Consider the following 25,751-nt stretch of genomic DNA (forward strand, 5'->3'; position numbering starts at 1 on the left):
GCTTCCGCGGACCCCGGCCGCAAGCTGTGAGATGAGCCGTCGTCCTTGACCCCAGTGGGGGCCCGAGACGCTCGAAGGCGCCCTACTTCTGCTTGAAGATGTGGTGGGCGACCCGGTCGCCCGGCGCAATGCCCAGCTTTTGGGCTGAGCCGCCGGCGATTTCCACAACTGCACGCACCGGTTCGCCGGACGGGATGGTTTCGGTGGACAGGGGCGTCGTCATGGACGCGATCCGCGCAATGGTGCCGTCGGAGCGGATGAAGAGCATGTCCAGCGGAATGTAGGTGTTCTTCATCCACATATAGACCGGCTGATCGACCTTGAAGTCGAACAGCATGCCGTGATGGTCCGCCAGCGACTTGCGGTACATGAGGCCGGTGGTGCGCTCCGCGTCGGTCTGCGCCACTTCCACCTCAAGCACCACCACGCCCGTCTTGGTGGCAATCTCCATGGTCTCGACGGACATGGCGAAGGCCGGGCCCTGGAGGGCTGGCACCACAATCTGCCCCAGCGGCTGCGCCACTAGTGCCAGCGCGAGCGCGGCCACAAGGTGGCGGACGACGTGGCGGCCGGAAGGAGGGGCGGGGCTGATGGACGGCTGGCGCGCGCCGGCCGCCGCACGGGCGCGCCGAACCGAGCGGCGCAGCCGCGACGCTGCGAACAAGGACATGATCAGTGATTCCCGCTGGTGCCGTTGTCGGCCTTCACTTCTGCCGCCATCAGGCCCTTCGGCCCGTCGCCATACCGCACCATGACGGTCTGGCCCGGCCGCAGCTCGGTCAGGCCATGGCGGCGCAAGGTTTCCATGTGAACGAAGATGTCGGGCGTGCCGTCACCCTGGGTCAGGAAGCCGAAGCCGCGCAGGCGGTTGAACCATTTCACGATAGCGCGCTCGAAGCCTTCCTTGGCCTCGATCTCCACGCGCACCCGCGGCGGCGCGCTGGGCAGCGGATGCACCGCTGTGCTCAGATCCAGCGAGAGCACGCGGAAGGCCTGGCGGCCCTTGCTGCGGCGGACCGCCTCGCAGACCACACGCGCGCCCTCAATGGCGGTGTGAAAGCCATCGCGCCGAAGGCATGTGACGTGCACGAGCACATCCGGGCCGCCATCGTCCGGAACGATGAAGCCGTAGCCCTTCGACGCATCGAACCATTTGATCGCGCCGCAGACTTCTTCAAGCCCAATGGGCTCCTCGGTCGCCTCGTTCATGATCCCGGCTGCCTGTGGGCCCCAGCCCTGTGCGTCAGACCCCATGAAATCCCAGACCCTTACATATGCGCACACGGTTTGCTGCGGGGCAGGATAGCAACTCCGTTAACGTTCGCCCACCCTTCTTCACGCGTTCTGGGCGAATGGGGCCAGCACATCGCCAATGTCCGCGTGCACAACCATGTCCGCGAGGCCGTCGAACTCGGTCGGCTCCCGGTTCACGATCACGAGACGCGCGCCGTTGTCCTTGGCCTGCAAGGGAAATTGGGCGGCGGGGAACACCACGAGGGAGGAGCCGAGAACGATGAACAGGTCGCTTTCCCGGGTCAGCGCATCGGCCCGGCGCATCTCTTTTTCGGGCATGGCCTGCCCAAAGGAGATGGTCGCGGCCTTGATGGGACCGCCGCAATGGGGGCAATCCGGCGCGATGCCGCCGGTGGTATCGAATCGCTCTTTCACCCAGTCGAGCTCGAAGCGCGTGCCGCATTCCAGGCAGGTGGCATAGGTGCCGTTGCCGTGCAGCTCGATGAGGTCGGCATTCGGAATGCCGGAGGCTTGGTGCAACCCATCGATGTTCTGGGTGATGACGCCGCCGAGGCGGCCCTGCTCCAGCAGGCGGGCAAGGGCCATGTGGCCGCGCCCGGGCCGCGCACCGGCAAACGCCTCCTCCATGGCGAACTTGCGCCGCCAGGCCTCGTTCCGCGCGTCCTTCATGGCCAGGAAGGCGTCGAAGGGAATGGGCTTGTTCTTGGTCCAGAGGCCGCCGGGCGAGCGGAAATCGGGGATGCCGCATTCAGTGGAAATGCCGGCGCCGGTGAAGGCCACGGCGCAGTGGGCTTCCTCCAGCCAGCGGGTGAGTTGGGCCTGGGCGGTCTTGAGATCAGCGTCAAAAGTCATAATTGAACAGCGCCGGACATCCGGCGCCCTTCTGCCAAGAGCGAGAGCTAGACGATGCGCTTCCTGCACACCATGGTCCGCGTGACCGATCTCGACCAGTCACTGGACTTCTACTGCAACAAGCTGGGGCTTGAGGAGGTGCGCCGCAAGGACTACCCGCAGGGCCGCTTCACCCTGGTGTATCTCGCGGCCCCAGGCCAGGCCGACGTCGCCGAGGTGGAGCTGACCCACAACTGGGACAAGGAAGAGTATGGCGAGGGCCGCAATTTCGGCCATCTCGCCTTTGAGGTGGAGGATATCTACGCCACCTGCGCCAAGCTCCAGGCCGCCGGCGTCACCATCAACCGGCCGCCGCGCGACGGCTACATGGCGTTTATTCGCTCGCCCGACAACATCTCCGTCGAGCTGCTGCAGAAGGGTGCCGCCAAGGCTCCCGCCGAGCCTTGGGCTTCCATGCCGAACACCGGCAAGTGGTAGGGGGCTGAAGGGCGGAGCCGAATGCGTTGGCAAGACGGCTCAAAGTCGGCTGGAAAGTCGTGCGACTTCACGATTTATCCATGAAGGCACGGCAAGGTGGATCATAATGAAGATGCACCAATCCGGGATGCCCACGCCGTGAAACCGCTCTTGTTCGCTTCTGGACTTCTGGCGCTCGGCGCCGTCGGCGGCGCCGGGTACGCCTTCGTTCCGGCGCTGCTCTCCCCCTTCGCGACCGCCACGGCAGCCGCCCCGCCCGCGCAGCCGGTCGCGCCCCCCGCGGCGGCGCCGCTCGCATCCACCGATATGTCCGCGCCTCTGGTGACGGGCTCCATCGCCACCGCATCCGCCACGCCGGCCCACCAGCCTGGCGCGGGGCCGCGGAAGGGCATGACCTATCGCTCCTTCAACGTGGATCAGCCCTATATCGCGCTGACCTTCGATGATGGCCCGAGCCCCGAGACCACTCCGCAGCTGCTCTCCATCCTGAAGGCGCGGGGCATCAAGGCCACCTTCTTCGTGCTCGGCAACATGGCCGCCAAGCACCCTGAGGTGCTGAAGATGATTGCCGATGATGGCCACGAGATCGGCAACCACTCCTGGAGCCACCCTCAGCTCACCCGCATTCCCCTCGCCGCCGCGGACAAGCAGGTGGGCGAGACCTCAGCCTTGGTGGAGGAGGTGACGGGCCACAAGCCCCGCTACCTGCGCCCGCCCTATGGTTCCATGAAGCCGGCCTTGCGCGACCACTTGGAGGATGCCTTCGGCGTCACCATCGTGAACTGGTCCGTGGATCCGTTGGACTGGAAGCACCGGGACGCCAAGGTGGTTCATGACGAGATCATGAAGCAGGTGAAGCCTGGCGCCATCGTGCTCTCGCACGACATCTATCCCTCTACGGTGGCCGCCATGGAGCAGGTGCTCGATGAGCTGATCGCCAAGGGCTATAAGTTCGGCACCATTTCCGACCTGATCGCCATGGACAAGGCGCCGCTGACCCCCAAGGTGGCCACGCTGGGCCCCAAGCCCGCGAAAGAGCAGAAGAAGCAGGCGCAGAAGCCCCAGCAGAAGCCGGCCAAGCCGCAGGCGGCTGCCTCCAACGGGACCCGCCCTGCATCGGGCAGCAATCGCAGCACTTCCGCCCAGGGCGGTGTCTATTGAGCGTGGCCTGCTGAAAAAGCCGAACATCAAAGGCGCGCCTCTGGACGCGCCTTTTTCTTGCGCGGGTCGCGGCGGCCGGAATGGGGAGCTGCCGGTTGTTCGTGATCGTGAAGGTTGCTAGATCAGTGAGGTCGACTCGCCTCCTGCGCCACCATCGGGGCGGCGACGGGGCCTGTAGCTCAATGGTTAGAGCTGACCGCTCATAACGGTCTGGTTGGGGGTTCGAGTCCCTCCGGGCCCACCAAATTTCGGTTCATCTTCGCCCATCCCGGCGCGCTGACCTCGCCGTGGCGACGCGCACACTCTCCGCCTCGCGGGTTTTGGGGCGCAGATGGTGGGGCTGAAGTCCATCAGGTCCGGATCATCACAGGCCGCGATGGGCGTTACAAGCTGAGCGGTCGCGGACGGTCCTTGATCTTGCGCAGCCGAGCTTCAGCGCGGGGCGCTTAGCCTCTCCGTTTTTTCCGGAAAAGTCCGTGTCTGTCTGGCGCTGGCGGCGGAACCTGTGTTTGGCTGTCATCGCCCGTGAGGTTGTGGAACGCGATTTGATCTTCGCGGCCCCGATGGACTGAGCAGCCGGTTGGCCCCGGTTTTGAGCCGGGGCCTTTGGTGGATCCTCCGCGCGCTCAAAGCACGAAGTTGCGTGCCCCCAGCGTAATCGCCCCATCGACTTTGACCGTGAGGTCCGCGACTTTGTCGCCATTCGTATCCGCTTGAAGGATACCTTTTGAAAAGCGCAGCTCACCGGCCGTTCCGGAAAACGACTTCGTTCCGATATAGACGAAGGCGTCGTCCGCACCGGTTGCGCTTTTCGCGTCGAGGGCGGACAGGTCGATCTTGTCGCCCAATGCCGCGGAAAAGTCCGTGATCGTGTCGAGGCTCTTCACGGTCGAATCCGTCAGCGCCGTGTAGACGAACACGTCGGCGCCGGCCCCGCCCGTGAGCACGTCCTTGCCTCCGCCACCGAGAAGCCTGTCGTTGCCGGCCCCGCCACGAAGAATATCGTTCTCGGCGGTGCCCACCAGCTTATCGGCGCTCTTGGTGCCGGTGAGGGTCTTGCCGCTTACGTCGGTGACCGCGACGCGGATCGCCTGGGTATCGACAAGCTTGCCGTCGCTACTCCTCACCACCACGTCGTAGGTATTGTCCTTGCCCTGGTCGGCTGGGTTCTCGTAGTCCGGGGCCGCCTTGAAGGACAAGACGCCGGTCTTCGCATTGATCGCGAACAGATCCTTGTCTGCCCCCCCGGAAAGCGAATAGGTGATGGCACCCTTTTCCGGATCACTCGCCTTCACCGTGGTGACGGCGGACGTGTTCTCCGCCACCTTGATCGACGCGGAGGCGCCGCCGCCATTGGAGGAAATGACAGGGGCCTCGTTGGTGTTCGTCACCGTCACCTTGATGGCCTGCGTGTCGGTGAGCTTGGCGCTGTCGGTGGCCAGCACGGTCACGTCGTAGACGTTATCCTTATTCTTGTCGGCCGGGCTCTCGTAATTCGGCGCCGACTTGAAGGTGAGGGCGCCCGTCTTGGCGTCGATCTTGAAAAGCGCCGCGTCGGTGCCGGAAAGCGAGTAGGTGATGGCACCCTTTTCCGGATCACTCGCCTTCACCGTGGTGACGGCGGACGTGTTCTCCGCCACCTTGATCGAAGCGGAGGCGCCGCCGCCATTGGAGGAAATGACGGGGGCCTCGTTGGTGTTCGTCACCGTCACCTTGATGGCCTGCGTGTCGGTGAGCTTGGTGCTGTCGGTGGCCAGCACGGTCACGTCGTAGACGTTATCCTTATTCTTGTCGGCCGGGCTCTCGTAATTCGGCGCCGACTTGAAGGTGAGGGCGCCCGTCTTGGCGTCGATCTTGAAAAGCGCCGCGTCGGTGCCGGAAAGCGAGTAGGTGATGGCACCCTTTTCCGGATCACTCGCCTTCACCGTGGTGACGGCGGACGTGTTCTCCGCCACCTTGATCGACGCGGAGGCGCCGCCGCCATTGGAGGAAATGACAGGGGCCTCGTTGGTGTTCGTCACCGTCACCTTGATGGCCTGCGTGTCGGTGAGCTTGGCGCTGTCGGTGGCCAGCACGGTCACGTCGTAGACGTTATCCTTATTCTTGTCGGCCGGGCTCTCGTAATTCGGCGCCGACTTGAAGGTGAGGGCGCCCGTCTTGGCGTCGATCTTGAAAAGCGCCGCGTCGGTGCCGGAAAGCGAATAGGTGATGGCACCCTTTTCCGGATCACTCGCCTTCACCGTGGTGATGGCGGACGTGTTCTCCGCCACCTTGATCGAAGCGGAGGCGCCGCCGCCATTGGAGGAAATGACGGGGGGTGCGTTGACAGGCGAGGTGATCGAGATGGAAACGACCTGTTCCGTGCTGCCTCCCTGGCCATCGGAAATAATGATGGTGAAGGCGTCGGAGCCGCTTGCATTGTTGTTCGCGGCGTAAGTGAACTGGCCAAGGGTCGCATTAAAGGTGACTGTGCCCTTCGTTGGGGCGCCGCCACTCTTCAGGGCATAGGTGAGCGTGTCCCCGTCCGCATCACTGGCGCCGATTGGGGCAATGATGCTGGTATTCGCCTGCAGCGTCAGCCTGCGGGTTGCAGGCGCTGTTGGGTCTTCGTTGAGGGTGAAGACCTTGCTGTAGATGCCAAAGCCCCCATAATCCGATGCCCAGGTCACCAGGTAGCTGCCGTCCGCGAGCCCCGCCACGGCGGGCTGTATCTGGTTCCCCTGCGTGGTCGAGTTGATCAGGGTTTCCTCGCCCACAGCGACGCCCGCAGCGTTGTATTGCTGCGCATAGAGACCCCAGCTATCCCCGTCCTGCCCGCGCGATTGCCAGGTCACGACATAGCCGCCGTCCGCGAGTGCCGCCACGGAGGGAATGCGTTGATCGGTGCTCAGGTAGGTGTGGCTGCTGACCCGCGTCTCCTCGCCCACAGCAGCGCCCGCCGCATCAAACCGTTGGGCAAAGATGCCGTCACTATACGGCTCGTCTCCGTAAGCGGTCCAAACCACCACATAGCCGCCGTCGGCGAGACCTGCGACGGCCGGAAAATAGACGCTGCTTGCCGCGCCGGACTTAATCTCGAAGGTTAGCGCGCCCACGTCCTCACCGGACGCATTGAAGCGATGCGCGTGGATACCGACGCTGGAGTAGTCCGCATAACGGGACTCCCAAACCACCAGATAGTCGCCCCCCTGAAGGGCCACCACGCTGGCATGTTGTTCATGCCCGACGGAGCTGTAGCTGACGAAGGTTTGGTTGCCGATCGCGTCACCGGCGGCGCTAAAGCGTTGCGCATAGATGTAGGTGCTGCCAGCCCCCTGGGGGTTCGCTACAACCTGCTGCCATGTCACGACATAACCGCCATCCGGGAGCGCAGCGATGGAGGGCTCCCACTGATCCCCCCCTATAGAGGTGCCGACGTGGCTTTGGGCACCGATGGCGATGCCGGCATTTGTGTACCTCTGAGCATAGATAAAGCCGTTCGTTTCCCACGTCACCACGTAGCCGCCGCTGGCGAGCGCCGTGACGGCTGGAGCTTCCGCTACATAGAATTGCGCTCCCGTGGGGGTATCGACGCGCGTCTCCGTCCCCAGCGGGTTGCCAGCAGCATCGTAGCGTTGCGCATAGATACGAGACTGTCGGTCCGTCCCCATGTATTCCCATGTCACGACGTAGCTGCCGTCGGTCAGTACAGCAATTGCGGGTTCCCGCACGTACGTCGCTGTTGTGGTGGTGTTCACGCGGACTTCTGCGCCAGCCACGATATTGGTCACGATGCAGTCCTCAGAATGTTTGAGGTGCAGCGCGCGTCGTCCGGATGGAACGGTAGATCGCGCTGCGGCAAAATTCGGCTGGATCGTAGACGCGGCCTGAGCGCTTGCCATACCTCAATTGGAGTAGGGGACCGGTGCAGCCTATGGTTCAGATGTCCTTTGGCGGCCAGAAGTATACGCCCTGCCGTTGTTTTCCGAAGGCCCGGCGCGTCATGGCCTGGCGCTTCCTTTGGTACGGCACGACCAGGGCGTGCATCGCCCGTTGCCCAAAAGGAATATTGAGGTTATCCGTTATTTAAGCTGAGCTTGAATCTTTAGCTCTCGCGGCCTGGTGGTCCGGATCCGGTGGGGCGTGATGCAAGTCGATCTCTCCCGTTTGAACCTCGTCCTGGATGAACTTCTGCATGCCGCCATCGGCCCGGCGGGTTGGGTTCCGACGCTCGATCACCTGATGGCGGCGACGGGAGCGGACGGCGTCAACTTCATGCCCATCGATGGACGGACACCGGACGTCCCGCACACGGAAAGCTTGTCTCGGGGTATCGAGGAGTATTTCAGGGACGGGTGGGCTGAGAGGGATTACAGATCAAAGGCAATTCCAATCCTCAGGCCGAATAGTATTGTGATCGACAGCGATTTTATGTCGAATGATGAATACGAGAACGAATATTTTAGATTCTCAAATAGTTATAAGCTTCAGTACGCTGCGCTTTCCTGCTTTCAGGTGGGCGCGGAGCGCGTGTGCTGCGCCCTGCATCGTGGAAGGGCGCGCGGACCCTACATGCCTGAGGAGGCGCGAGCGCTGGCGGGCCTATCGGAAAGATTTACGCTAGCATCATCGGTGGCGAGGTCGTTATCTGAAGCAAGGCTTGATGGCTTGGGCGAGGCTTTCGAGCGGATGAAGCTTGGCGCCATCTTTTTCGACCGAAGCGGGCGGGTGATCAAAATGAACGCGGCCGCCGAGGCCGTGATTGGGTCCGAGCTTCAAGTCTCAAAGGGCGAATTGAAAGCCAGGCTGCCAATGGAAACACGCGCATTGCAGCGTCTTGTTCAAGCGGTGACGAGGCTCCCAAATGCCTTGACCGCGGCGCAGGCCGTGCGCGTAACCCGGGAGGGAAAACGGCCCCTTATTCTTCGATTTCAACAAATCTATGGATTTATGAGGGATTATTTCTCTCTGGCGCGGGGAATGGCCGTCATCGATGATCTTGATGCGCGCTCGCAGCCGGACACGGGTGTCATTCAACAGGCCTTCGGCTTAACCCCGACCGAAGCGGCCATCGCCCTCCTTCTGGCACGGGGTGAAGGCGCGAGGGAAATCGCGCGTATGCGCGCGATCTCGTATGAAACGGTGCGGACGCACATTCGGTCGATCTTCCACAAACTGGGCGTCAACCGACAAGCGGAGGTTGGGGCGCTCCTCGGTGCTGTGCGTTAGCTCGGCTGTTTCGGCTTCATGCTGTCGATCAGGGCTCGCGCTGGACGCCTTTCGCGCGGTGAGAGCCGTCCGCAAACTCTGGCACAGGTCCGCGAGGGGGGGATCCCTGGCGGGCTGGGCGCTGCTTTCACTTCTGTAGCTCCCGGGCCAGTCCGCCGAGGCGGATTTCAGAGCGCAGGTGGGCGCTCCATGCCGCATCGGAGGGGAATTTCTCGGGCGAGGGGACGCCATCGCGTAGGCCGTGGCGCCGCGCCAGCTCCTCCGGCGCCAAGCCGTCATCGACAAGGCCAAGCTGCTGGAACAAGCTCAGCGAGTAGCCCGGAATCCATCGGCGGATGTCGTGCCAGGGAACCGAGGCGAAGCTCTCGGGCGCGAGGTTCATGAGCGTGGTCATGCAGCTCTCGCGCAAGGTCGAATAGAAGATCGGCCGTGCATCCACTCGATTGATGAAGTCGAGCAGGCGCTCGAAATAAAGCCGGACGGCGGCGGTGTTGGCGTGGATGGGATAGATCTGCACCTCGTCGGGCGGCGTGCGCGCGAAGCGGTTCCAGATGAGGTCACGCTCGGTGCCGATCTCGGGATAAATGGGATCGCGCCGGAAGAAGCCGGCCAGCGCATCGAAGCTACCGCCCTTGGCCTGCCTCGCCTCGATGGACACCACCACGTGCCGCCCATCCGCGAACTGGAAGGAGAGCATCACGTGCGCCAGCGCCTTCATGTCGCCGAAGGGCTGGATGATGAGGTCGGCTCCGGTGAGGGTGGACAGGTCAAAGGTGGCCGTCGTCCAGCGCGGCACGGAGGGCTCCCCACGGCGGTGGAGCGCGTCGCGGAAATTGTGGATGGTGACCGTGTCGCCCTCAATCTGCGCCGTGGGATTGTGGGCCTGGAGGGCGACCCAATCCTGTTCCGCCGGCTCCTTCAGCACAAATGCCGTGAACAGGGCTCCGACAGCGCACACCGCCAGCCCCCGGCGCAGCCTGCGCCCTCGGCCGGGAATGAACCACAGGGACCAGACCAGGAGCGGGAAGAGGATGCTGCCCGCCTGTCGCACCGCCGGGGCCCAAGGGATCCAATAATGGATGGCGAGGCCGAGATAGAGGCCGAATGCGGCGATCACGACCGCCGCCACGACGGCAAGGGCGCGCCGGAGCGCACCCGTCAACCTCATCATCATCGCCAAGCCTTCCGCAACACTGCTTCAGGCTCGCTATACAACAAAAGGGCTTGCCGGCGGGGCCGGATCAATCGCCATCCCGCATTTTCGATTGCGCTGCCAGCTTACGCCGGATGGAGCGAGAAGCACGCCCCGCGCCGCCTGCGGGCGGGGCGTGCTAGGGTTTCACAGGGCCTTGTCGCGCGCCATCTTCAGATAGGTGTCGTCAAAGCGCAGCTTCACGTTGCCGGCGTCGCCGATAACCGTGCCGTCGGGCAGGGCGATGCCCACCGCGTCCTTGCTCTTGGCATTGGCGCCCAGCAGCCCGTTCTCAAAGCTGAACTGCTGGAGCTTGCCGGCCATCTGCGCCATCTGCGCGCCGCGGAGCACGGCGGCGGCCTCGGCGGCATCATAAAAATAGGTGGTCTTCACCTGGCCGTCGAAGTCCTCCGGAGTGGTGCCGGAGGCTGACGCCATGAAGGCGCGCGCTTCCTTGGCCTTCGCATCGTTGCCGGAGAGCACGCCAACGGCCTCGAACCAGGCGCCCACGAGGGCCTTGCCGAAGTTCGGATTCTCCTTCAGCACCACGGTTTTCGCGGTCACCACATCCAGCACCTCGCCGGGGATCTCAGCCGAGTTGAACACCATCGAGACGTGAGGCATGGTCTTGATCTGGCTGGTGGCCGGGTTCCACGCCACGATGTTCTGCACCTCCGGCTGCTGGAAGGCGGCGACGAAATCGGCGTCGGAGATATTGGATGTCTTCACGTCATCCATCTTCAGCCCGGCTTTCTGCAGCGCCAGCCAGAGCATGTAGTGGGAGACCGAATACTGGACCAGATGGACGCTTTGTCCCTTCAGGTCCTTCATGGCCTTGCCATCGCCCTTCATGAAAATGGCGTCGTTGCCGTTGGTATAGTCGCCCAGGATCAGGATCGTGCTGTCGACACCACCCACGGCGGGGATGGTCAAAGTGTCGATGGCGGTGTTGGCGACGGCGTCGAAATCGCCCGAAGTATACTGGTTGACCGACTCCACATAGTCATTGAATTGCACGGCCTTGATTATGATGCCGTATTTGTCGCCCCATTTCTTCAGGATACCAGAATGCTCCGCATAGGCCCAGGGCATGTAGCCGGTATAGATGGACCAGGCGACCTTGAAATCCTTTTTCGGGGCGGCCTCGGCCGGCGCGTGCACGAGCGCGAGAGCCAAAGCGGGGGCGAGAAGGGCCTTGCCGGCGCGCGCCAACAGGCGCTTGCCGCGATGAAGCGTGACATTCATGTTTGAACCCTCTGGATTTTTTGACGTCTTTTGCTCCGGCCGGATGGACCCGCCCGGAGGCCGCGTTTCGCGCCGGTTCAGCCGGCATCGACCTTTTGGCGGGCCTCCTGCCCGAACGAGGACAGGCCCTGAGAGCCTTCCGGGAGCGCGATCTTGCCTTCCGCCAGCCGCTTCTTGAGATAAGTGAAGGTCTGTGCGGTCTGCGCGAACAGGTGCTCACCCGCCACCAGGCCCGGCCGTGCCGGGTTTTCCGCGCTCACGAAACGGGGCAGGGGATCGATGCGGGTGTCGTAGTCGAGGGTGAAGAAGAGGGGAAAGGAATAGCGCTCCTCGCTCACCTTGCGCACCCGGTGCGATGTGGCGATGAAGGCGCCGTTGGTGAGGATCTCCAGCATGTCGCCAATATTCACCACATACGCGCCGGGCACCGGCGGCGCGTCGATCCACACGCCCGCGCCATTCAGCACCTCCAGCCCCGGCGTGGTGGCGTGGAGCAGGGTGAACAGCTCATAGTCCGTGTGGGCGCCGATGCCGACCACGTCCTTGGCCTCTGGATTAAAGGGGTAGTGGATCATGCGCAGCTGGCTCGGCGGGCGCTTCAGAACCGCCTCGAACCGATCCGGCGCCTCTTCCATGGCCGTGCAAAAGCCGCGCAGGAGCAGGCGGCCAACCTCGAAGGTGGAGTTGTAATAGTCCTGCACCACCTCCCGAAACCCGGGCACGTCCGGCCACTGGTTGGGGCCCACCAGTGGATTGCCGGCCCGGTATTCCGCGTCGTCGGCCGGCAGGTCGATGGAGAGGTCGTAGGCCTCCTTCAGGTCTTTCGTGGCGCCGTAGAAGACTTCCTCGCCCTCGGGCACATAGCCGCGATGGTTGGTGGAGTTACCGATATAGACCTTCATCTTCTCAGCCAGTGGCAGGCTGAAGAAAGTCTTGGCCATGGCCAGCACGGCGTCGAACTTCTGCTGGGGAATGCCGTGGCCGGTGAGGTAGACGAAGCCCACCGTGCGCGCCGCTTCACCCAGCTCGCGGGCGACCCGCGTGCGCTCTGCTGCATCGTCGGAGCGCAGCCCGCTCATATCGACAAGGGGGATCGATGTGAAATCGGTAGGCATGCTCATGCTCCTGCTCGGATGCCGCTTTCGACCCGAACAGGATGGCGCCATGCCGCAAGTGCGAGAAGGCGCTGTCGGTTGATGCGTCCCATAGATCTCGTCTATGCGGAAGCGGTGTCTTCGGCGGCTCCTCGCAGGTGGTTGAAGAGGATGCGGGCGGGCGTGCTCAGTTCCTGGGAGGGGCGGGCGACAACATAGACGTCGTAGCTCGGCAGCATCTCGTCCGGCAGCAACGGCCAGAGGCCCGCCATGGGTGCGGCCGCTGCCACGTCTGTCGGCAGAAAGCCAATGCCGACACCAAGCTGGATCAGCCGCCGCACCTCTGCAAGGTTTTCGGCAAAGCCGGATTCCCGCGCCCCCAGGCCATAGCGGCGGCGGAAATAGCCGAGCTCATCGGGCTCGTCATCGCCGGTGAGAATGAAGGGCTCATCCCGGAAGGCGGAGGGGTGGAGCGGGGCATCTCCGGCGCGGGGGTGGCCGGGCCCGCAATAAAGCTGCTGGGTCTCCCGCATCAGCGGCACATATTGCAGGTCCAGCGTCGGTGCGCTGTCGCAGGTGATGCCGATTTCCGCGTCTCCCGCCAGCAGCGCGCGCAGCACAGAGCGCCAGGGCGCCACGTCCAGCCGCAGTTCCACCCCCGGGAACTCGCGGTGAAACCGGCCCAGGGCCAGGTCGAGAACCGGTGAGACCACGTCGGAAATCATGCGGATGGGCACCACCCCATCCACGATGCCGTGGGCCTTGGCCACTTCCAGCGGCATCTGGCTCACCTGGCGGCGCAGGTTCAGGCAGATGTCGAGCAAGGCATTGCCGGCGGTGGTCAGCTCCACCCCCTTGGCGGTGCGCAGGCAAAGCTCCGCGCCCACATGATTCTCAAGCCGCCGCAGCGCGGCGCTGATGCTGGGCTGCTGCCGGTTCAAGGCCCGCGCCGCCGCGCTGATGCCACCGCATTCCACAATTTCCACGAAGGTGCGGAACAGGTTCCAGTCCACGTTTCGGGTGAACGTTTCCTCCCGGCGGGCGCTGGGTTTTGCTTTCTGTCCGTCGTTGGGCATCGCTCCACCCTTTTTCGCGCATTCGGCCGCACAGGATAGATCAGCTCTATGGCCCATATCGACCGGAGGCGTCTACCGGGGCCCCGGGGCGCTTCCCATACTGGCCGCCCAGAAACAAGGGAGCGGGATCTTGCTCGACATCGACGATCTCAGGGGTTTGTGGCGGCGGTCCCTGCTCGCCTATCCGGACGGGCTCCGGGACACCACGACCCAAGTTCGCTGGCTGCAGGGGCTCACCCTCTATGCGGACCTGCGCCAGAGCGATATTCGCCCCTCCTTCGCCGGTGTTCGTTGCCTGCGGGACCTGACGGCGACGCATATGGCCTGGCTCTCCCGCCAGGAGGGTTTCGCCGGGGTGCTGGCCCGCGCGGGGGATTGCTTTGAGTGGCGTCGCTTCCTCGATTACCAGCCCGCCGCGCCGGGGGCCGATGCCGGTCGGCTTTGGCTGGAAGACGGCATGATGAAGGAAGAGGGCCGCGACATCCCCTATATCGAGCACTGGCACCGGGAGCCGGTGGAGGCCGCGCCGGTGGTTGGCCTGCATCTGCGCGATGAGCTTAGCGGCGCGCCGGGGGTGCTGGTGGTGGTCGGAACCGCCTTCATGTATGCGCGCGGCCGCGCCGCCCCCCTGCCCACCGGCACACCGCTCTGGGAACTGGTGTCCGCGGCCGGCGATGAGACGGTGGCTCAAGACCTGCTGGATTGTGAGATCTCCTTCGGCGCAGTGCGCGGCGGAGGCTGGATCGTGGAACGCTCCAGCCTACCCTTCAAGGAGGGCCAGCACCTCGTCCTGGCCGGTGGCGGCCGCGCGGGGCGCCATCTGCGTGTCGAGGATCAGGATGCGGACGGCGGCCCGTTGGCGCGCGACTGGCTCATCACGAGCCGCGAAGGCGACGTCGATCAGCTTTGGCCAATGCCGGAGCTGCGCTCCGCCACGAGCTGAGCGCTGCGCGCCGCTGCCGACCCTGACGCCAGAAACGAAAACGGCCGGGCAAAAGCCCGGCCGTTCTATTTTTGATCCGCCGCCCGAGCAAACCGGCAAGCCGGTTTGCGTTTCGCGAGAGTTCGCCGGGCGGCGCCAGAGGCGTGTTCTAACCTCAGAAGTCCATCCCGCCGCCCGAGCAAACCGGCTTGCCGGTTTGCGTTCTCGCGAAGAGGGCCGGGCGGCGCCAGAGGCGTGTTCTAACCTCAGAAGTCCATCCCGCCGCCCGGCATGGCCGGGGCCGCGGGGGCGTTCTTCTTCGGCAGCTCGGCGATGAGCGCCTCGGTGGTGATGAGGAGGCCGGCGACCGAGCCCGCATCCTGGAGGGCGGTGCGCACCACCTTGGTGGGGTCGATGATGCCTTCCTTCACCATGTCTACATAGGCGCCGGTCTGCGCATTGTAGCCGAAGGAGTAGGTGTCGTTCTCGAGGATCTTGCCGACCACCACCGAGCCGTCATCGCCGGCATTGGTGGCGATCTGACGGGCCGGAGCCTGGACCGCCTTGCGGACGATCTCGATGCCGGTCTTCTGGTCGGCATTGTCGACCTTCAGGCCTTCGAGCACCTTCACGGAACGCAGCAGGGCCACGCCGCCGCCGGGCAGCACGCCTTCTTCCACCGCGGCGCGGGTGGCGTGCAGGGCGTCGTCCACGCGGTCCTTCTTCTCCTTCACCTCGACCTCGGTGGCGCCACCGACGCGCACCACGGCCACGCCGCCGGCGAGCTTGGCCAGACGCTCCTGGGCCTTCTCGCGGTCATAGTCGGAGGTGGTGGTCTCGATCTGGGCGCGGATCTGGGCGATGCGGGCCTCGATGTCAGCCTTTTCGCCGGCGCCGTCGACGATGGTGGTGTTCTCCTTCTCGATCACCACCTTCTTGGCGGTGCCGAGCATGGAGAGGTTCACGCTGTCGAGCTTGATGCCGAGATCGTCGGAGATCACGGTGCCGCCGGTCAGGATGGCGATATCCTGCAGCATGGCCTTGCGGCGATCACCGAAGCCGGGGGCCTTCACGGCCGCGACCTTCAGGCCGCCGCGCAGCTTGTTCACCACCAGGGTGGCCAGGGCCTCGCCCTCCACGTCCTCGGCGATGATGAGCAGCGGCTTGCCGGACTGCACCACCGCCTCAAGCACGGGCAGCAGCTCCTGCAGGCCGGTCAGCTTCTTCTCGTTGATGAGGATGTAGGGATCCTCGAACTCAACGCGCATCTTCTCGGCGTTGGTGATGAAGTAGGGGGAGAGGTAGCCGCGGTCGAACTGCATGCCCTCCACCACGTCGAGCTCGGTCTCGAAGGACTTGGCTTCCTCGACGGTGATGACGCCCTCGTTGCCGACCTTCTTCATGGCTTCCGCCAGGAACTGGCCCACCTCGGTGTCGCCATTGGCGGAGATGGTGCCGACCTGCGCGATTTCCTCGTTGGAGGTCACGGCCTTGGAGTTGGCGGCGAGATCCTTGATGATGGCCTCGACGGCGACATCGATGCCGCGCTTCAGGTCCATCGGGTTCATGCCGGCGGCCACCGCCTTGGCGCCTTCCTTCACGATCGCCTGGGCGAGCACGGTCGCGGTGGTGGTGCCGTCACCGGCGAGATCGTTGGTCTTGGAGGCGACTTCGCGAACCAGCTGGGCGCCGAGATTCTCGAACTTGTCCTCGAGCTCGATCTCCTTGGCGACGGAGACGCCGTCCTTGGTGATACGCGGGGCGCCGAAGGCCTTCTCGATCACCACGTTGCGGCCCTTGGGGCCCAGGGTCACCTTCACGGCATTGGCGAGGATATCAACGCCGCGCAGAACCTTGTCGCGCGCGTCGACGGAGAATTTCACGTCCTTGGCAGCCATGTGCCTTGCTCCTTCAGCTTGGGACGAATGTTCCGGAATAGGTCAAAGGGGCAGGGCCCGCGCCTCGCGGGCCGCCGCGGGGCGGATGGATCAGGCCGCCTGCTTGGCGCCGGCCGCGCCTTCGATCACGCCGAGGATGTCGCTCTCCTTCATGATGAGGAGATCCTGGCCGTCAATCTTCACTTCGGTGCCGGACCACTTGCCGAACAGCACCACGTCACCGGCCTTGACGTCGAGGGCGACGAGCTCGCCCTTCTCATTGCGGGCGCCCGGGCCCACCGCGATCACTTCACCCTGCTGGGGCTTTTCCTTGGCGGTGTCGGGAATGATAATCCCGCCAGCAGACTTCTGCTCGGCGTCGATGCGCTTCACAACAACGCGGTCGTGCAGAGGACGGAAACCCATGAGGGGAACCTCCGAATTGGTTGCTTATTTTGCAGACACCGGACGGTGCTCGTCCGGCTCACGGCCCATCTAGGGGCCGCCAAAAGCTCCCGCAAGGGGGAGGCCCAACTTTTTTGGCACTCACTGATCTAGAGTGCCAGCATCCACGAAAATGCTGCGGTGCGAAGGGGTTGCGCGGGGCCACCGGGATGCGCGGCCAGCGGCGCGGCCTGAACCGGTGCGCGGCGCCCTTTGTCAGCAGTCGCCGACCCTCGCTGCTAGCGCATTGTTTCTACAACAGGAATGGAATTTTTGGACTTGGCGTCGCGGCAGTCTTGAGCCGACAATCGAAACATGGTCGGCGGGGAGATGGCACACGGAGGCTCCACGATCCACCCCCCGGCCAGCGTTCATTCGATGTTGCGTGAGGAGGTCTTCCACATGGCGTCCAAGGGTGCATCCGATTTATCGCTGAATGGCGTTTCCAACGACTTCAAGTTGCAGATGGAAGGCTATGGCCTGGCCACGGCCGAAATTCTCTATCGCATGCCGGACCATCCCTCGGTCCTGCAGAGCTTCCTGTGGCAGGAGTATGATCTGTGCCCGAAATTTCCCGAGCTCCAGCGGTTCCTGGAGTTCTGGGAACGGGAAATCGAGGGCCGGCTGCATTCGGTCCGGGTAGCCCATTGCGGCCTCATCAAGCCGGCGGAGCTGCGTTCTGTGGACGGCCTGTTCGTGGTGCATTGAGAAGGGGTGGGTGCCGTGGAGGGCGGCACCCCTCTGCGGAAATGCGGGAACGCGCGAACGGACATTTTCCTTCCGCGGCGAAGATGGTCTAAATGGGGGGCGGTGGCGAGGGGCGTACGTATCCGGCGGGGGTTGGATGCGTACGCCACTTCCGCCAGCTTTCGCGTGCCCGGCCCGGCCCGGCCTTGGGCGCAGACGCGGGGACAGATGGTAAAGGTGCCCTGACAACGCCCTTTTCTCGGTGCTAATAGGTGCGTCCCCAAAGGAAGTCGTGACTGTCGGGGAGACGCCGTGGAAGAGGCCGCATTGGACCACCGCACCCCGAGAACGTCCGAACTGCTCGCCGCCGTCCTGTCCGCCCAGGAGGGCGAACGGGTGGCCGTGGGCGATCTCGTGAATGCGCTGCGCAATCGCGCCTTCGGCATCCTTTTCCTGATTTTCGGGATTCCCAACTGCATTCCCATGCCGCCCGGCGTGCCGGTGATCTGCGGCATCATCCTGGCCTTGATCGGCCTGCAGATGGCCATGGGGCGGCAGGAGCTGTGGCTGCCGGAGGTGATCGCCCGCCGCACCTTCTCGCGCGCCATGCTGGACACGATCATCACCCGCTCGCGCCCGCTGATCCAGCGCTTCGAGGCAATCTCGCGGCCGCGCTACGAGCGTTTCGCCGGCCCCACGGCGCGCCGGCTTGTGGGCGCGACGGTGGTGGTGCTGGGGCTCATCCTGGCCTTCCTGCCCATTCCCTTCCTCGGCAATCTGCCGCCCGGCTATGCGGTGTGCGTGTTCGGGCTGGGGCTGGTGGAGCGGGATGGTCTCGTCATCCTCGCCGGCTTCGGCGTCAGCGTGCTGGCGGTGCTCGTCCTGGCGCTGATGAGCTGGGCCGTGTGGCAAGGCGCCATCGCCATCTTCTAGGCGCGGGCCACGGCTTCGGCCTTGCGTTCCGGCGGCGGCGCTGTAGGAACGCCGCTTTCCCATTTTCCTCCTCTCCCTCACCTGCCGATCCCCATGCGTGTCGACGCCTTCGATTTTGAACTTCCCCCCGAGCGCATCGCATTGCGCCCCGCCGAGCCGCGTGAATCCGCGCGCCTGCTGGTGGTGCGCCCCGGCGCCGCGCCCGAGCTGAGCGACGCCCATGTGGGCGACCTGCCGAGCTTTCTGAAGCCCGGTGACGCCCTGGTGGTGAACGACACCCGCGTCATTCCCGCCGCCCTGGAAGGCACGCGCACCCGCGAGGGGGCGAGCACCGTGCATATCGAAGCGACGCTGGTGAAGCGGCTGGACGCGAGCCGCTGGACCGCCTTCGCCAAGCCCGCCAAGCGCCTGCGCGAGGGGGATGTCATCCGCTTCACCCATGCCGGCGGCGCCGGTGTGCTGGAAGCGCGGGTGGAGGTCCGGCGGGAAGGGGAGGTGGACCTTGCCTTCGACCATTCCGGCCCGGAGCTGGATGCGGCGCTGACGCAGGTGGGGCATATGCCCATTCCGCCCTATATCGCGGCCCGGCGGGCGGAGGATGAGCACGACCGCACCGATTACCAGACCGTGTTCGCCCGCGTGGACGGCTCTGTCGCCGCGCCCACGGCCAGCCTGCATTTCACCCCGGCGCTTATCGCGGCGGTGAAGGCGCGGGGCGTGGAGGTGGTCACCGTCACGCTGCATGTGGGCGCCGGCACCTTTCTGCCGGTGAAGGCGGACGACACGGCCAACCACCGCATGCATGCGGAATGGGGGGAGGTCTCCGCGGAGACTGCGGCGGTGCTCAATGCGGTGAAGGCCCGGGGCGGGCGCATCGTCACCGTCGGCTCGACCCCGACGCGGCTCATCGAGAGCGCGGCGGGTGAGGATGGCACCATCCGGCCGTTCCTGGGCGAGACCGATATCTTCATCACACCCGGCTACCGGTTCCGGGCTGTGGGCGCGATGATGACGAATTTCCACCTGCCGCGCTCCACGCTGGTGATGCTGGTGGCGGCCTTCGTGGGGCACGAGCTGCAGAAACGCGCTTATGCCCACGCCATCGCGGATGGCTATCGCTTCTATTCCTATGGCGATGCCTGCCTGCTTCTGCCACAAGCGGCCCCATGACCTTCGCGCCCACCGACTCCTTTTCCTTCGTGCTTTCCGCCACCGACAAGGCGGCGCGCACCGGCTTCATCCTCACGCCGCGCGGCACCATCCGCACGCCGGCCTTCATGCCGGTGGGCACGGTGGCGACCGTGAAGGGGCTCTATTTCGATCAGGTGCGCGCGGCGGGCGCCGACATCGTGCTGGCCAATACCTACCACCTCATGCTGCGGCCGGGGGCGGAGCGGGTGGCCAAGCTCGGGGGGCTGCACAGCTTCATGGGCTGGGGCGGGCCGATCCTCACCGATTCTGGCGGCTTTCAGGTGATGTCCCTGTCCTCGCTGCGCAAGATGAGCGAGAACGGTGTCACCTTCCGTTCCCACGTGGACGGCACCCATTACGAGCTGACCCCCGAGCGGGCGGTGGAGATCCAAGGCCTGCTGGGCTCGGACATCCAGATGCAGCTCGACGAATGCGTGCGACTGCCTTGCACCGATGACGAGGCGGCCCGCGCCATGCGCCTGTCGCTGCGCTGGGCGGAGCGCTCCAAGCGCGCGTTCGAGGCGCAGCCCAAGGGGCGGGCGCTGTTCGGCATCGTCCAGGGCGGAGCGGTGCCGGCGCTGCGGGTGGAATCGGCCACCGCGCTCGCGGACATGGACTTCCCCGGCTATTCCATCGGCGGCCTCGCCGTGGGTGAGCCACAGGATGTGATGCTGGCCATGATCGAGACGGTGGAGCCGCACCTGCCCATCACCAAGCCGCGCTATCTCATGGGCGTGGGCACGCCCGACGACCTGCTGGAGGCGGTGGCGCGCGGCATCGACATGTTCGATTGCGTCATGCCCACCCGCTCGGGTCGTCATGCTCTGGCCTTCACCCGCTTCGGCCGCATCAATCTGAAGAATGCGCGCCATGCGGAAGATCCGCGGCCCCTGGACGAGGAGAGCGACTGCCCGGCGCTGCGCGATTATTCGCGCGCCTACCTCCACCATCTGGTGCGGTGCGAGGAGATGCTGGGCGGCATGCTGTTGTCCTGGGCCAACATTCATTATTACCAGCAGCTCATGGCGGGCGCCCGCGAGGCCATCGCCGCCGGTCGCTATGCCGATTACGTGGCCGAGGTGAAGGGCGGCTGGGCGCGCGGCGACATTCCCGCGTGGGAAGGCTAGGGCCCATCCGCATTCGGGAAGCCGCAGGGCGATGCCACGATCTGGCGGCTCGCTACGCTTCCACTCCTCTCCCGCGTGCTGGGGAGGGGGCAGGAAGGGGGCGGCCGCAAGCCGAAAGCGGTTCGCTTCAAAAGGCCGGTGCGCGTTCCCGGCCTGTCTTCTGAAGAGCCGGGAGTTTTCCAGGGCCGATCAACATTTGAGAGGCACGGCTTGCCCGGACTCGTTCCCTTTCCCGCTTGCGGGGGAGGCTGACGGCTGGGCAGGACCGCCTGGCGCAGAGGTTCAAGCCGCGCCACACGCAGTGAATGTCGATAGCTCCTAGGGGAAGCATGCCTTCCCTCATCCGCCAGCGGCAGAGGGAACGGGCGCCTTGCCGGCCCGGCCCTTACAGGAAGCTTTGCGGGTCGACGTCGATCACCACCTTGACGTTGCCGGTGGGCTTCGGGGCCAGATCCCGCCATTGGCGCAGATAGGCGGAAAGATCCACGTGGCGGGGCGCGCGCGCCAGCAGCCGCCAGCGGTGGCGCCCGCGCAGCACCGCCAGCGGGGCTTCCGCCGGACCCAGAATGCGGACATCCGCAACAATGGGCGCGCAGGCGGCCAGCCGCCGGGCATGGCCCTCCGCCGCATGGGCCTCGCTGGCTGAAACGATGATGCCCGCCATGCGCCCAAAGGGGGGAAGCTGGGTTTCCTCGCGGGCGGCGATCTCCGTGTCGTAGAAAGCGTCGCGGTCGCCGGTCACGAGGGCGCGCATCACCGGATGCTCGGGCATGTGGGTCTGGATGAAACCGCGCCCCTCGGTCTTGCCCCGCCCGGCGCGGCCGGCCACCTGATGCACGAGCTGGAAGGTGCGCTCCGCCGCGCGCGGGTCGCCCTGGCCAAGGCCCACATCCGCATCCACCACCCCCACCAAGGCAAGGCCGGGGAAGTTGTGGCCCTTGGCGACGAGCTGGGTGCCCACCACAACGTCCACCTCGCCCTTCGCCACCGCGTCCAGCTCTGCGCGCATGCGCTCCACCCCGCCCAGCAGGTCGGAGGAGAGCACCAGCGTGCGGGCGGCGGGAAACAGGGCCTGCACCTCTTCCTGAAGCCGCTCGACGCCGGGGCCCACGGCCACCAGGCTGTCCTTCGCGCCACAGCGCGGGCAGCATTCGGGCACGGGCGCCTGGTAGCCGCAATGGTGGCAGGTGAGGCGGCGCCGGAAGCGGTGCTCCACCAGCCAGGCGGTGCAGGAGGGGCACTGCATGCGGTGGCCGCAGGCGTTGCAGAGGGTGAGCGGCGCATAGCCCCGCCGGTTCAGGAACAGCAGCGCCTGCCCACCGACCGAGAGGGTGTCGTTGATCTCGCCCTCAAGCCGGGGCGCGATCCAGCGCCCGCGCGGGGGGCCTTCGCGCCGAAGGTCGATGGGGGTGAGCCCGGGCACCTTGGCGCCGCCGAAGCGCACCGGCAGGGCCAGACGCTGGTAGCGTCCGCGCCGGGCATTCACCTCGGTCTCGATGGACGGCGTGGCGGAGGCCAGGACGATGGGCGCGGAGCAGTTGCGCGCGCGCACCACCGCCATGTCCCGCGCGTGGTAACACACGCCATCTTCCTGCTTGTAGGCGGGGTCGTGCTCCTCATCCACCACGATCAGGCCAAGGTCGTGGAAGGGGAGGAACAGAGCAGAGCGTGCCCCGGCCACCACCTTCACCTCGCCGGAGGCCACGCCGTTCAGAATGCGCGCGCGGCGGCGGGCGGAGACCGCCGAATGCCATTCCGCCGGCTTCACGCCAAAACGGGCGGTGAAGCGATCCAGGAACGCCTGGGTGAGGGCGATTTCGGGCAGCAGGATGAGCGCCTGGCGCCCGTCGCGCACCGCCTGCGCTACCGCTTCGAAATAAACCTCGGTCTTGCCCGAGCCGGTGACGCCGTCCAGCAGGAAGACGCTGAAGGCATGGGTGGCTACCGCGTCCTTCAGCACCCGCGCGGCCTCGCCCTGCACGTCTGAAAGCGGCCGGGCGGCGTGGCTGGGGTCGGGCGGGTATGCGGCGGGTTCCGGCGGTAGCACCAGGGCTTCCAGGGCGCCGTCATCCACCAGCCCATCCACCACGGAGGGGGACACGCCGGCTTCCCGCGCCGCTTCCGATTTGCCGCGTACGAAGCCGTCGGCCAGAAATTCCAGCAGGCGGGCGCGGGCGGCGGTCATGCGCTCGGGCTTGTGGCCGGTGGCGCGCACACCCACGCGCTCGCGCGCCGGGCCTGGGGTTTCCCCGTGGCGCAGCGCCATGCGCAGCACCATGCCGCGCGGCGCCAGCGTGTAATCGGCCATCCAGTCGATGAGCTTCAGGAGTTCATCCGGCAGGGGCGGGTAGGGCAGCTTGTCCTTCACCGCCTTCAGCTTCTTCGGGTCCAGCGGCTTGGCCGGCTCGCCCCGGCGGGGCCACACGCAGCCCATCATGCCGCGCGTGCCCAGGGGCACGTGGACGAGGTCGCCCGGCGACAGGCTCATGCCGTCCGGACGAAGATAGGAATAGGGGGTGTCGAGGCCGAGGGGCAGCAGGACATCGACGGTGGACATGCTCATGGCCGTCTTATTGGTCGCGCCCCGGGCAAACGTCAAAGGGGTAAGTCCGCGGTTGGGACGTGCAGTCGCAGCGGCACTGTTTCCGCGTGCATCGGAGCTCCCGCCGGCGGTAAACCTAAGGGAAGGAGTACAGCCATGAGCAATGCCGACGCGCGCCTTCTCGCCTCCCGCCGCATCGATCCGTCCGATCAGCGCCCGCCCCTGGCGCAGGCGCTGCGCATCGGCCTTTACGACGAATGGCACGCTTTGGCGGTGTATGACGCGGTGATCCGCCGCTTCGGGCCCGTGCGGCCCTTCTCCAATATCGTGCATTCGGAGGCAGCCCACGCGCGGGCGCTGTCGCGCCTGTGTGCGCGTTATGGCGTGCCGGAGCCGGTGAACGATTGGCCCGGCAAGGTGCGCCTGCCCGCCACCCTCGCCGAATGTGCCGCCGCCGGCGTCGCGGACGAGATCGAGAACGTGGCCATGTATGACAACTTCCTCTCCTATCCCATGCCGCCCGACGCGGTGGCCGTGTTCCGCGAGCTGAAGGCGGCCTCGGGCACGCGCCATCTCCCCGCCTTTCAGCGCGCTGCGGCCCGCCTGGGCGGCACCGCCGCCGGCGCGGCGCCTCGCGGGGGACGCGGAGATGGGGCCGGCGGGCGGCGTTGCAGTTCTTCCGCGGGTGGTCCGCCGGGGGTGAACAACTTTCCGGTGATGCTGGCGGTGGCGGGCGCGGTGGCCCTCGGGCTTGGCGCTCTGCGCATCTTCTCCGGTCACAACGGACGGCGCGCGTGAGCGGCGCGCCTTCGTGGCCATGAGCCGCCACGTCGCTCTTCTGCGTGCGGTCAATGTCGGCGGAGCGGGGCTGCTCCCCATGGCGCACCTGCGGGAAATCGCCGCCGCGATTGGTTTTGGCGCGCCGCAAACCGTATTGCAATCCGGCAACCTCGTCTTCGAGAACGGTGATGGCTCTTGGGCCGAGCTGGAGGCGCGGCTGCAGCTGGCCTTGGCCTCGCAAGCGGGGCTGACCACCGATGTCTTTGTAAGAAGCCCTGCGGCCTGGACCCGGCTGATGGCGGAAAACCCCATGGCCGAGGCGGCGGAGGCCGCACCGAGTGCGTTTCTCGTGATGCTGCTGAAAGAGCCGCCTGGCATGCAGACCCTGGAGAAGCTGACGGCTCTGGCCGCCGGCGGGGAGCGGCTCGAACTGCGGGGCGATGTGCTTTATGGCCAGTTCCCCAAAGGGCTTGGGCGCTCACGTCTCGCCGCTGGCTTGTCGTTCGGGCGGGGCGGGCTGGTGGGCACAGGGCGCAATTGGGGCACCATCCGCAAAATCGCCGCCGTCCTCGCCGCTTGATGTCGTGATGCGAGGAACGCGCGCCGCCCCTTGCGTTCCGCTGGCGGCGCGTCTACCTCGACGGCCATGAAATTTCTCGATCAAGCCAAGGTCTATGTGCGCTCGGGCGACGGCGGTGCCGGCTGCGTCTCGTTTCGGCGCGAAAAGTTCATCGAGTTCGGCGGCCCCGACGGCGGGGACGGCGGACGCGGGGGCGATGTGTGGATTGAATGCGTGGACGGCCTCAACACGCTGATCGACTATCGCTACCAGCAGCATTTCAAGGCCAAGAAGGGCGACCACGGCAAGGGCGCCAACCGCACCGGCGCCAAGGGCGCCGACGTGGTGCTGAAGGTGCCGGCCGGCACCCAGATCCTGGACGAGGATGAGGAAACCGTGCTCGCGGACCTCACGGAGGCGGGCCAGCGCATCAAGCTTTTGGAAGGGGGCAATGGCGGCTTCGGCAATGCCCAGTTCAAGACCTCCACCAATCAGGCGCCCCGCCGCGCCAATCCGGGCCTGGAAGGCCAGGAGCGGTGGATCTGGCTGCGCCTGAAGCTCATTGCCGATGCCGGTCTCGTGGGTCTGCCCAATGCGGGCAAATCAACGTTTCTCGCCGCGACGACCGCAGCCAAGCCGAAGATCGCCGATTATCCCTTCACCACCCTGCATCCCGGTCTCGGCGTGGTGCGGGTGGACGGTCGCGAATTCGTGCTGGCGGACATTCCCGGCCTGATCGAGGGCGCGCATGAGGGCGTGGGCATCGGCGACCGGTTCCTGGGCCATGTGGAGCGCTGCCGCGCGCTGCTGCACCTGGTGGACGGCACCAGCGAACACGCGGGCAAGGCCTATAAGACCGTGCGCGAAGAGCTCGCGGCCTATGGCAACGGGCTCGATGAGAAGCCGGAAATCGTCGCCCTCTCCAAGATCGACGCTTTGTCTCCGGAGCTGCTCAAGCAGCAGAAGGAGCGCCTGAAGCGCGCCGCGAAGAAAACGCCCCTGCTGCTTTCCGCCCAATCGGGCCAGGGGGTGCAGGAAGCGTTGCGCGCTTTGCTCTCCATCGTCGAGGAGGCCCGCGGCGAGGAGAAGGAAGCCGAGCCCCGCGACGCCTGGCGGCCCTGAGCATGGTG

General features: G+C 65.7%; 22 protein-coding genes and 1 tRNA gene. 12 read left to right on the plus strand and 11 right to left on the minus strand.

What is annotated here, in order from left to right; genetic code table 11:
* Positions 1-82 precede the first annotated feature (82 nt).
* The 3 genes from V5F26_RS13635 to V5F26_RS13645 form a co-directional block, all read right to left on the minus strand.
* Positions 83-670, minus strand: coding sequence for a DUF192 domain-containing protein (locus tag V5F26_RS13635; protein ID WP_394946179.1), 588 nt, complete (start codon positions 668-670; stop codon positions 83-85).
* Positions 671-672: 2 nt separating this feature from the next.
* Entirely contained in the window at positions 673-1,209 is a 537-nt protein-coding gene (locus V5F26_RS13640; protein WP_234050277.1) for a cold-shock protein, read from the minus strand.
* A 126-nt stretch (positions 1,210-1,335) separates the two neighbouring features.
* Entirely contained in the window at positions 1,336-2,106 is a 771-nt protein-coding gene (locus V5F26_RS13645; protein WP_394946180.1) for an SIR2 family NAD-dependent protein deacylase, read from the minus strand.
* Positions 2,107-2,160: 54 nt separating this feature from the next.
* Between V5F26_RS13645 and V5F26_RS13650 the strand changes: the two genes are divergently transcribed.
* The 3 genes from V5F26_RS13650 to V5F26_RS13660 all read left to right on the plus strand — a co-directional run bounded on the left by V5F26_RS13650 (position 2,161) and on the right by V5F26_RS13660 (position 3,988).
* Complete coding sequence (locus V5F26_RS13650) at positions 2,161-2,583, plus strand: VOC family protein (RefSeq protein ID WP_394946181.1); 423 nt, start codon at positions 2,161-2,163, stop codon at positions 2,581-2,583.
* A gap of 138 nt (positions 2,584-2,721) precedes the next feature.
* Positions 2,722-3,744: a polysaccharide deacetylase family protein gene (locus tag V5F26_RS13655; RefSeq protein ID WP_394946182.1), complete on the plus strand. Its 1,023-nt coding sequence runs from the start codon at positions 2,722-2,724 to the stop codon at positions 3,742-3,744.
* A gap of 168 nt (positions 3,745-3,912) precedes the next feature.
* Positions 3,913-3,988: transfer RNA gene (locus V5F26_RS13660), tRNA-Ile, on the plus strand.
* 382 nt (positions 3,989-4,370) lie between these two features.
* On the opposite strand, the gene V5F26_RS13665 is transcribed toward V5F26_RS13660, so the two are convergent.
* Positions 4,371-7,514 (minus strand): cadherin domain-containing protein, encoded by a 3,144-nt coding sequence (locus tag V5F26_RS13665; RefSeq protein ID WP_509210511.1) that lies wholly within the window; start codon positions 7,512-7,514, stop codon positions 4,371-4,373.
* Between the two features lie 355 nt (positions 7,515-7,869).
* On the opposite strand from V5F26_RS13665, the gene V5F26_RS13670 reads away from it, so the two are divergent.
* Entirely contained in the window at positions 7,870-8,952 is a 1,083-nt protein-coding gene (locus V5F26_RS13670; RefSeq protein ID WP_394056982.1) for a helix-turn-helix transcriptional regulator, read from the plus strand.
* Positions 8,953-9,079: 127 nt separating this feature from the next.
* Here V5F26_RS13670 and V5F26_RS13675 read toward each other — a convergent pair whose 3' ends face one another.
* From V5F26_RS13675 to V5F26_RS13690, 4 genes are all read right to left on the minus strand, one after another.
* The gene (locus tag V5F26_RS13675) at positions 9,080-10,114 is read right to left on the minus strand and encodes an Lnb N-terminal periplasmic domain-containing protein (protein WP_394946185.1); all 1,035 of its coding nucleotides are present in this window, start codon (positions 10,112-10,114) and stop codon (positions 9,080-9,082) included.
* A 177-nt stretch (positions 10,115-10,291) separates the two neighbouring features.
* Positions 10,292-11,389: a putative urea ABC transporter substrate-binding protein gene (locus V5F26_RS13680; protein WP_394946186.1), complete on the minus strand. Its 1,098-nt coding sequence runs from the start codon at positions 11,387-11,389 to the stop codon at positions 10,292-10,294.
* Between the two features lie 77 nt (positions 11,390-11,466).
* Positions 11,467-12,504: an isopenicillin N synthase family dioxygenase gene (locus tag V5F26_RS13685; RefSeq protein WP_394946187.1), complete on the minus strand. Its 1,038-nt coding sequence runs from the start codon at positions 12,502-12,504 to the stop codon at positions 11,467-11,469.
* A 101-nt stretch (positions 12,505-12,605) separates the two neighbouring features.
* Entirely contained in the window at positions 12,606-13,559 is a 954-nt protein-coding gene (locus V5F26_RS13690; protein WP_394946188.1) for a LysR family transcriptional regulator, read from the minus strand.
* A gap of 130 nt (positions 13,560-13,689) precedes the next feature.
* Here V5F26_RS13690 and V5F26_RS13695 point away from each other — a divergent pair, with 130 nt between their 5' ends.
* Entirely contained in the window at positions 13,690-14,502 is an 813-nt protein-coding gene (locus V5F26_RS13695) for a hypothetical protein (protein ID WP_394946189.1), read from the plus strand.
* A 245-nt stretch (positions 14,503-14,747) separates the two neighbouring features.
* On the opposite strand, the gene groL is transcribed toward V5F26_RS13695, so the two are convergent.
* Positions 14,748-16,379 (minus strand): chaperonin GroEL, encoded by a 1,632-nt coding sequence (groL, locus tag V5F26_RS13700; RefSeq protein ID WP_234050287.1) that lies wholly within the window; start codon positions 16,377-16,379, stop codon positions 14,748-14,750.
* A gap of 90 nt (positions 16,380-16,469) precedes the next feature.
* A complete protein-coding gene (groES, locus tag V5F26_RS13705; protein ID WP_234050288.1) occupies positions 16,470-16,784 on the minus strand; it encodes a co-chaperone GroES in 315 nt (104 codons plus the stop codon).
* A gap of 420 nt (positions 16,785-17,204) precedes the next feature.
* On the opposite strand from groES, the gene V5F26_RS13710 reads away from it, so the two are divergent.
* The 4 genes from V5F26_RS13710 (at position 17,205) to tgt (ending at position 20,740) form a co-directional block, all read left to right on the plus strand.
* Complete coding sequence (locus V5F26_RS13710; RefSeq protein WP_234050289.1) at positions 17,205-17,510, plus strand: usg protein; 306 nt, start codon at positions 17,205-17,207, stop codon at positions 17,508-17,510.
* Positions 17,511-17,801: 291 nt separating this feature from the next.
* Positions 17,802-18,422 (plus strand): exopolysaccharide biosynthesis protein, encoded by a 621-nt coding sequence (locus V5F26_RS13715; RefSeq protein ID WP_234050290.1) that lies wholly within the window; start codon positions 17,802-17,804, stop codon positions 18,420-18,422.
* Positions 18,423-18,515: 93 nt separating this feature from the next.
* On the plus strand, positions 18,516-19,592 hold the full coding sequence (gene queA, locus V5F26_RS13720) for a tRNA preQ1(34) S-adenosylmethionine ribosyltransferase-isomerase QueA (RefSeq protein WP_394946190.1): 1,077 nt from the start codon (positions 18,516-18,518) through the stop codon (positions 19,590-19,592).
* Complete coding sequence (tgt, locus tag V5F26_RS13725) at positions 19,589-20,740, plus strand: tRNA guanosine(34) transglycosylase Tgt (RefSeq protein ID WP_394946192.1); 1,152 nt, start codon at positions 19,589-19,591, stop codon at positions 20,738-20,740. Before queA ends, tgt begins: the two co-directional genes overlap by 4 nt.
* Positions 20,741-21,125: 385 nt before the next feature.
* Here the strand turns inward: tgt and V5F26_RS13730 are convergent, their stop codons facing one another.
* Positions 21,126-23,303: a primosomal protein N' gene (locus V5F26_RS13730; RefSeq protein WP_394946193.1), complete on the minus strand. Its 2,178-nt coding sequence runs from the start codon at positions 23,301-23,303 to the stop codon at positions 21,126-21,128.
* 135 nt (positions 23,304-23,438) lie between these two features.
* Here V5F26_RS13730 and V5F26_RS13735 point away from each other — a divergent pair, with 135 nt between their 5' ends.
* The 3 genes from V5F26_RS13735 to obgE all read left to right on the plus strand — a co-directional run bounded on the left by V5F26_RS13735 (position 23,439) and on the right by obgE (position 25,743).
* Complete coding sequence (locus tag V5F26_RS13735; RefSeq protein ID WP_394056968.1) at positions 23,439-24,080, plus strand: ferritin-like domain-containing protein; 642 nt, start codon at positions 23,439-23,441, stop codon at positions 24,078-24,080.
* A 19-nt stretch (positions 24,081-24,099) separates the two neighbouring features.
* Positions 24,100-24,642: a DUF1697 domain-containing protein gene (locus V5F26_RS13740; RefSeq protein WP_394946479.1), complete on the plus strand. Its 543-nt coding sequence runs from the start codon at positions 24,100-24,102 to the stop codon at positions 24,640-24,642.
* Between the two features lie 66 nt (positions 24,643-24,708).
* Positions 24,709-25,743 (plus strand): GTPase ObgE, encoded by a 1,035-nt coding sequence (gene obgE / locus V5F26_RS13745; RefSeq protein WP_394056966.1) that lies wholly within the window; start codon positions 24,709-24,711, stop codon positions 25,741-25,743.
* Positions 25,744-25,751: the final 8 nt, after the last annotated feature.

The sequence above is a fragment of the Xanthobacter variabilis genome (genome assembly GCF_043831965.2).
In the GTDB taxonomy this organism is placed as follows: Bacteria; Pseudomonadota; Alphaproteobacteria; order Rhizobiales; family Xanthobacteraceae; genus Xanthobacter.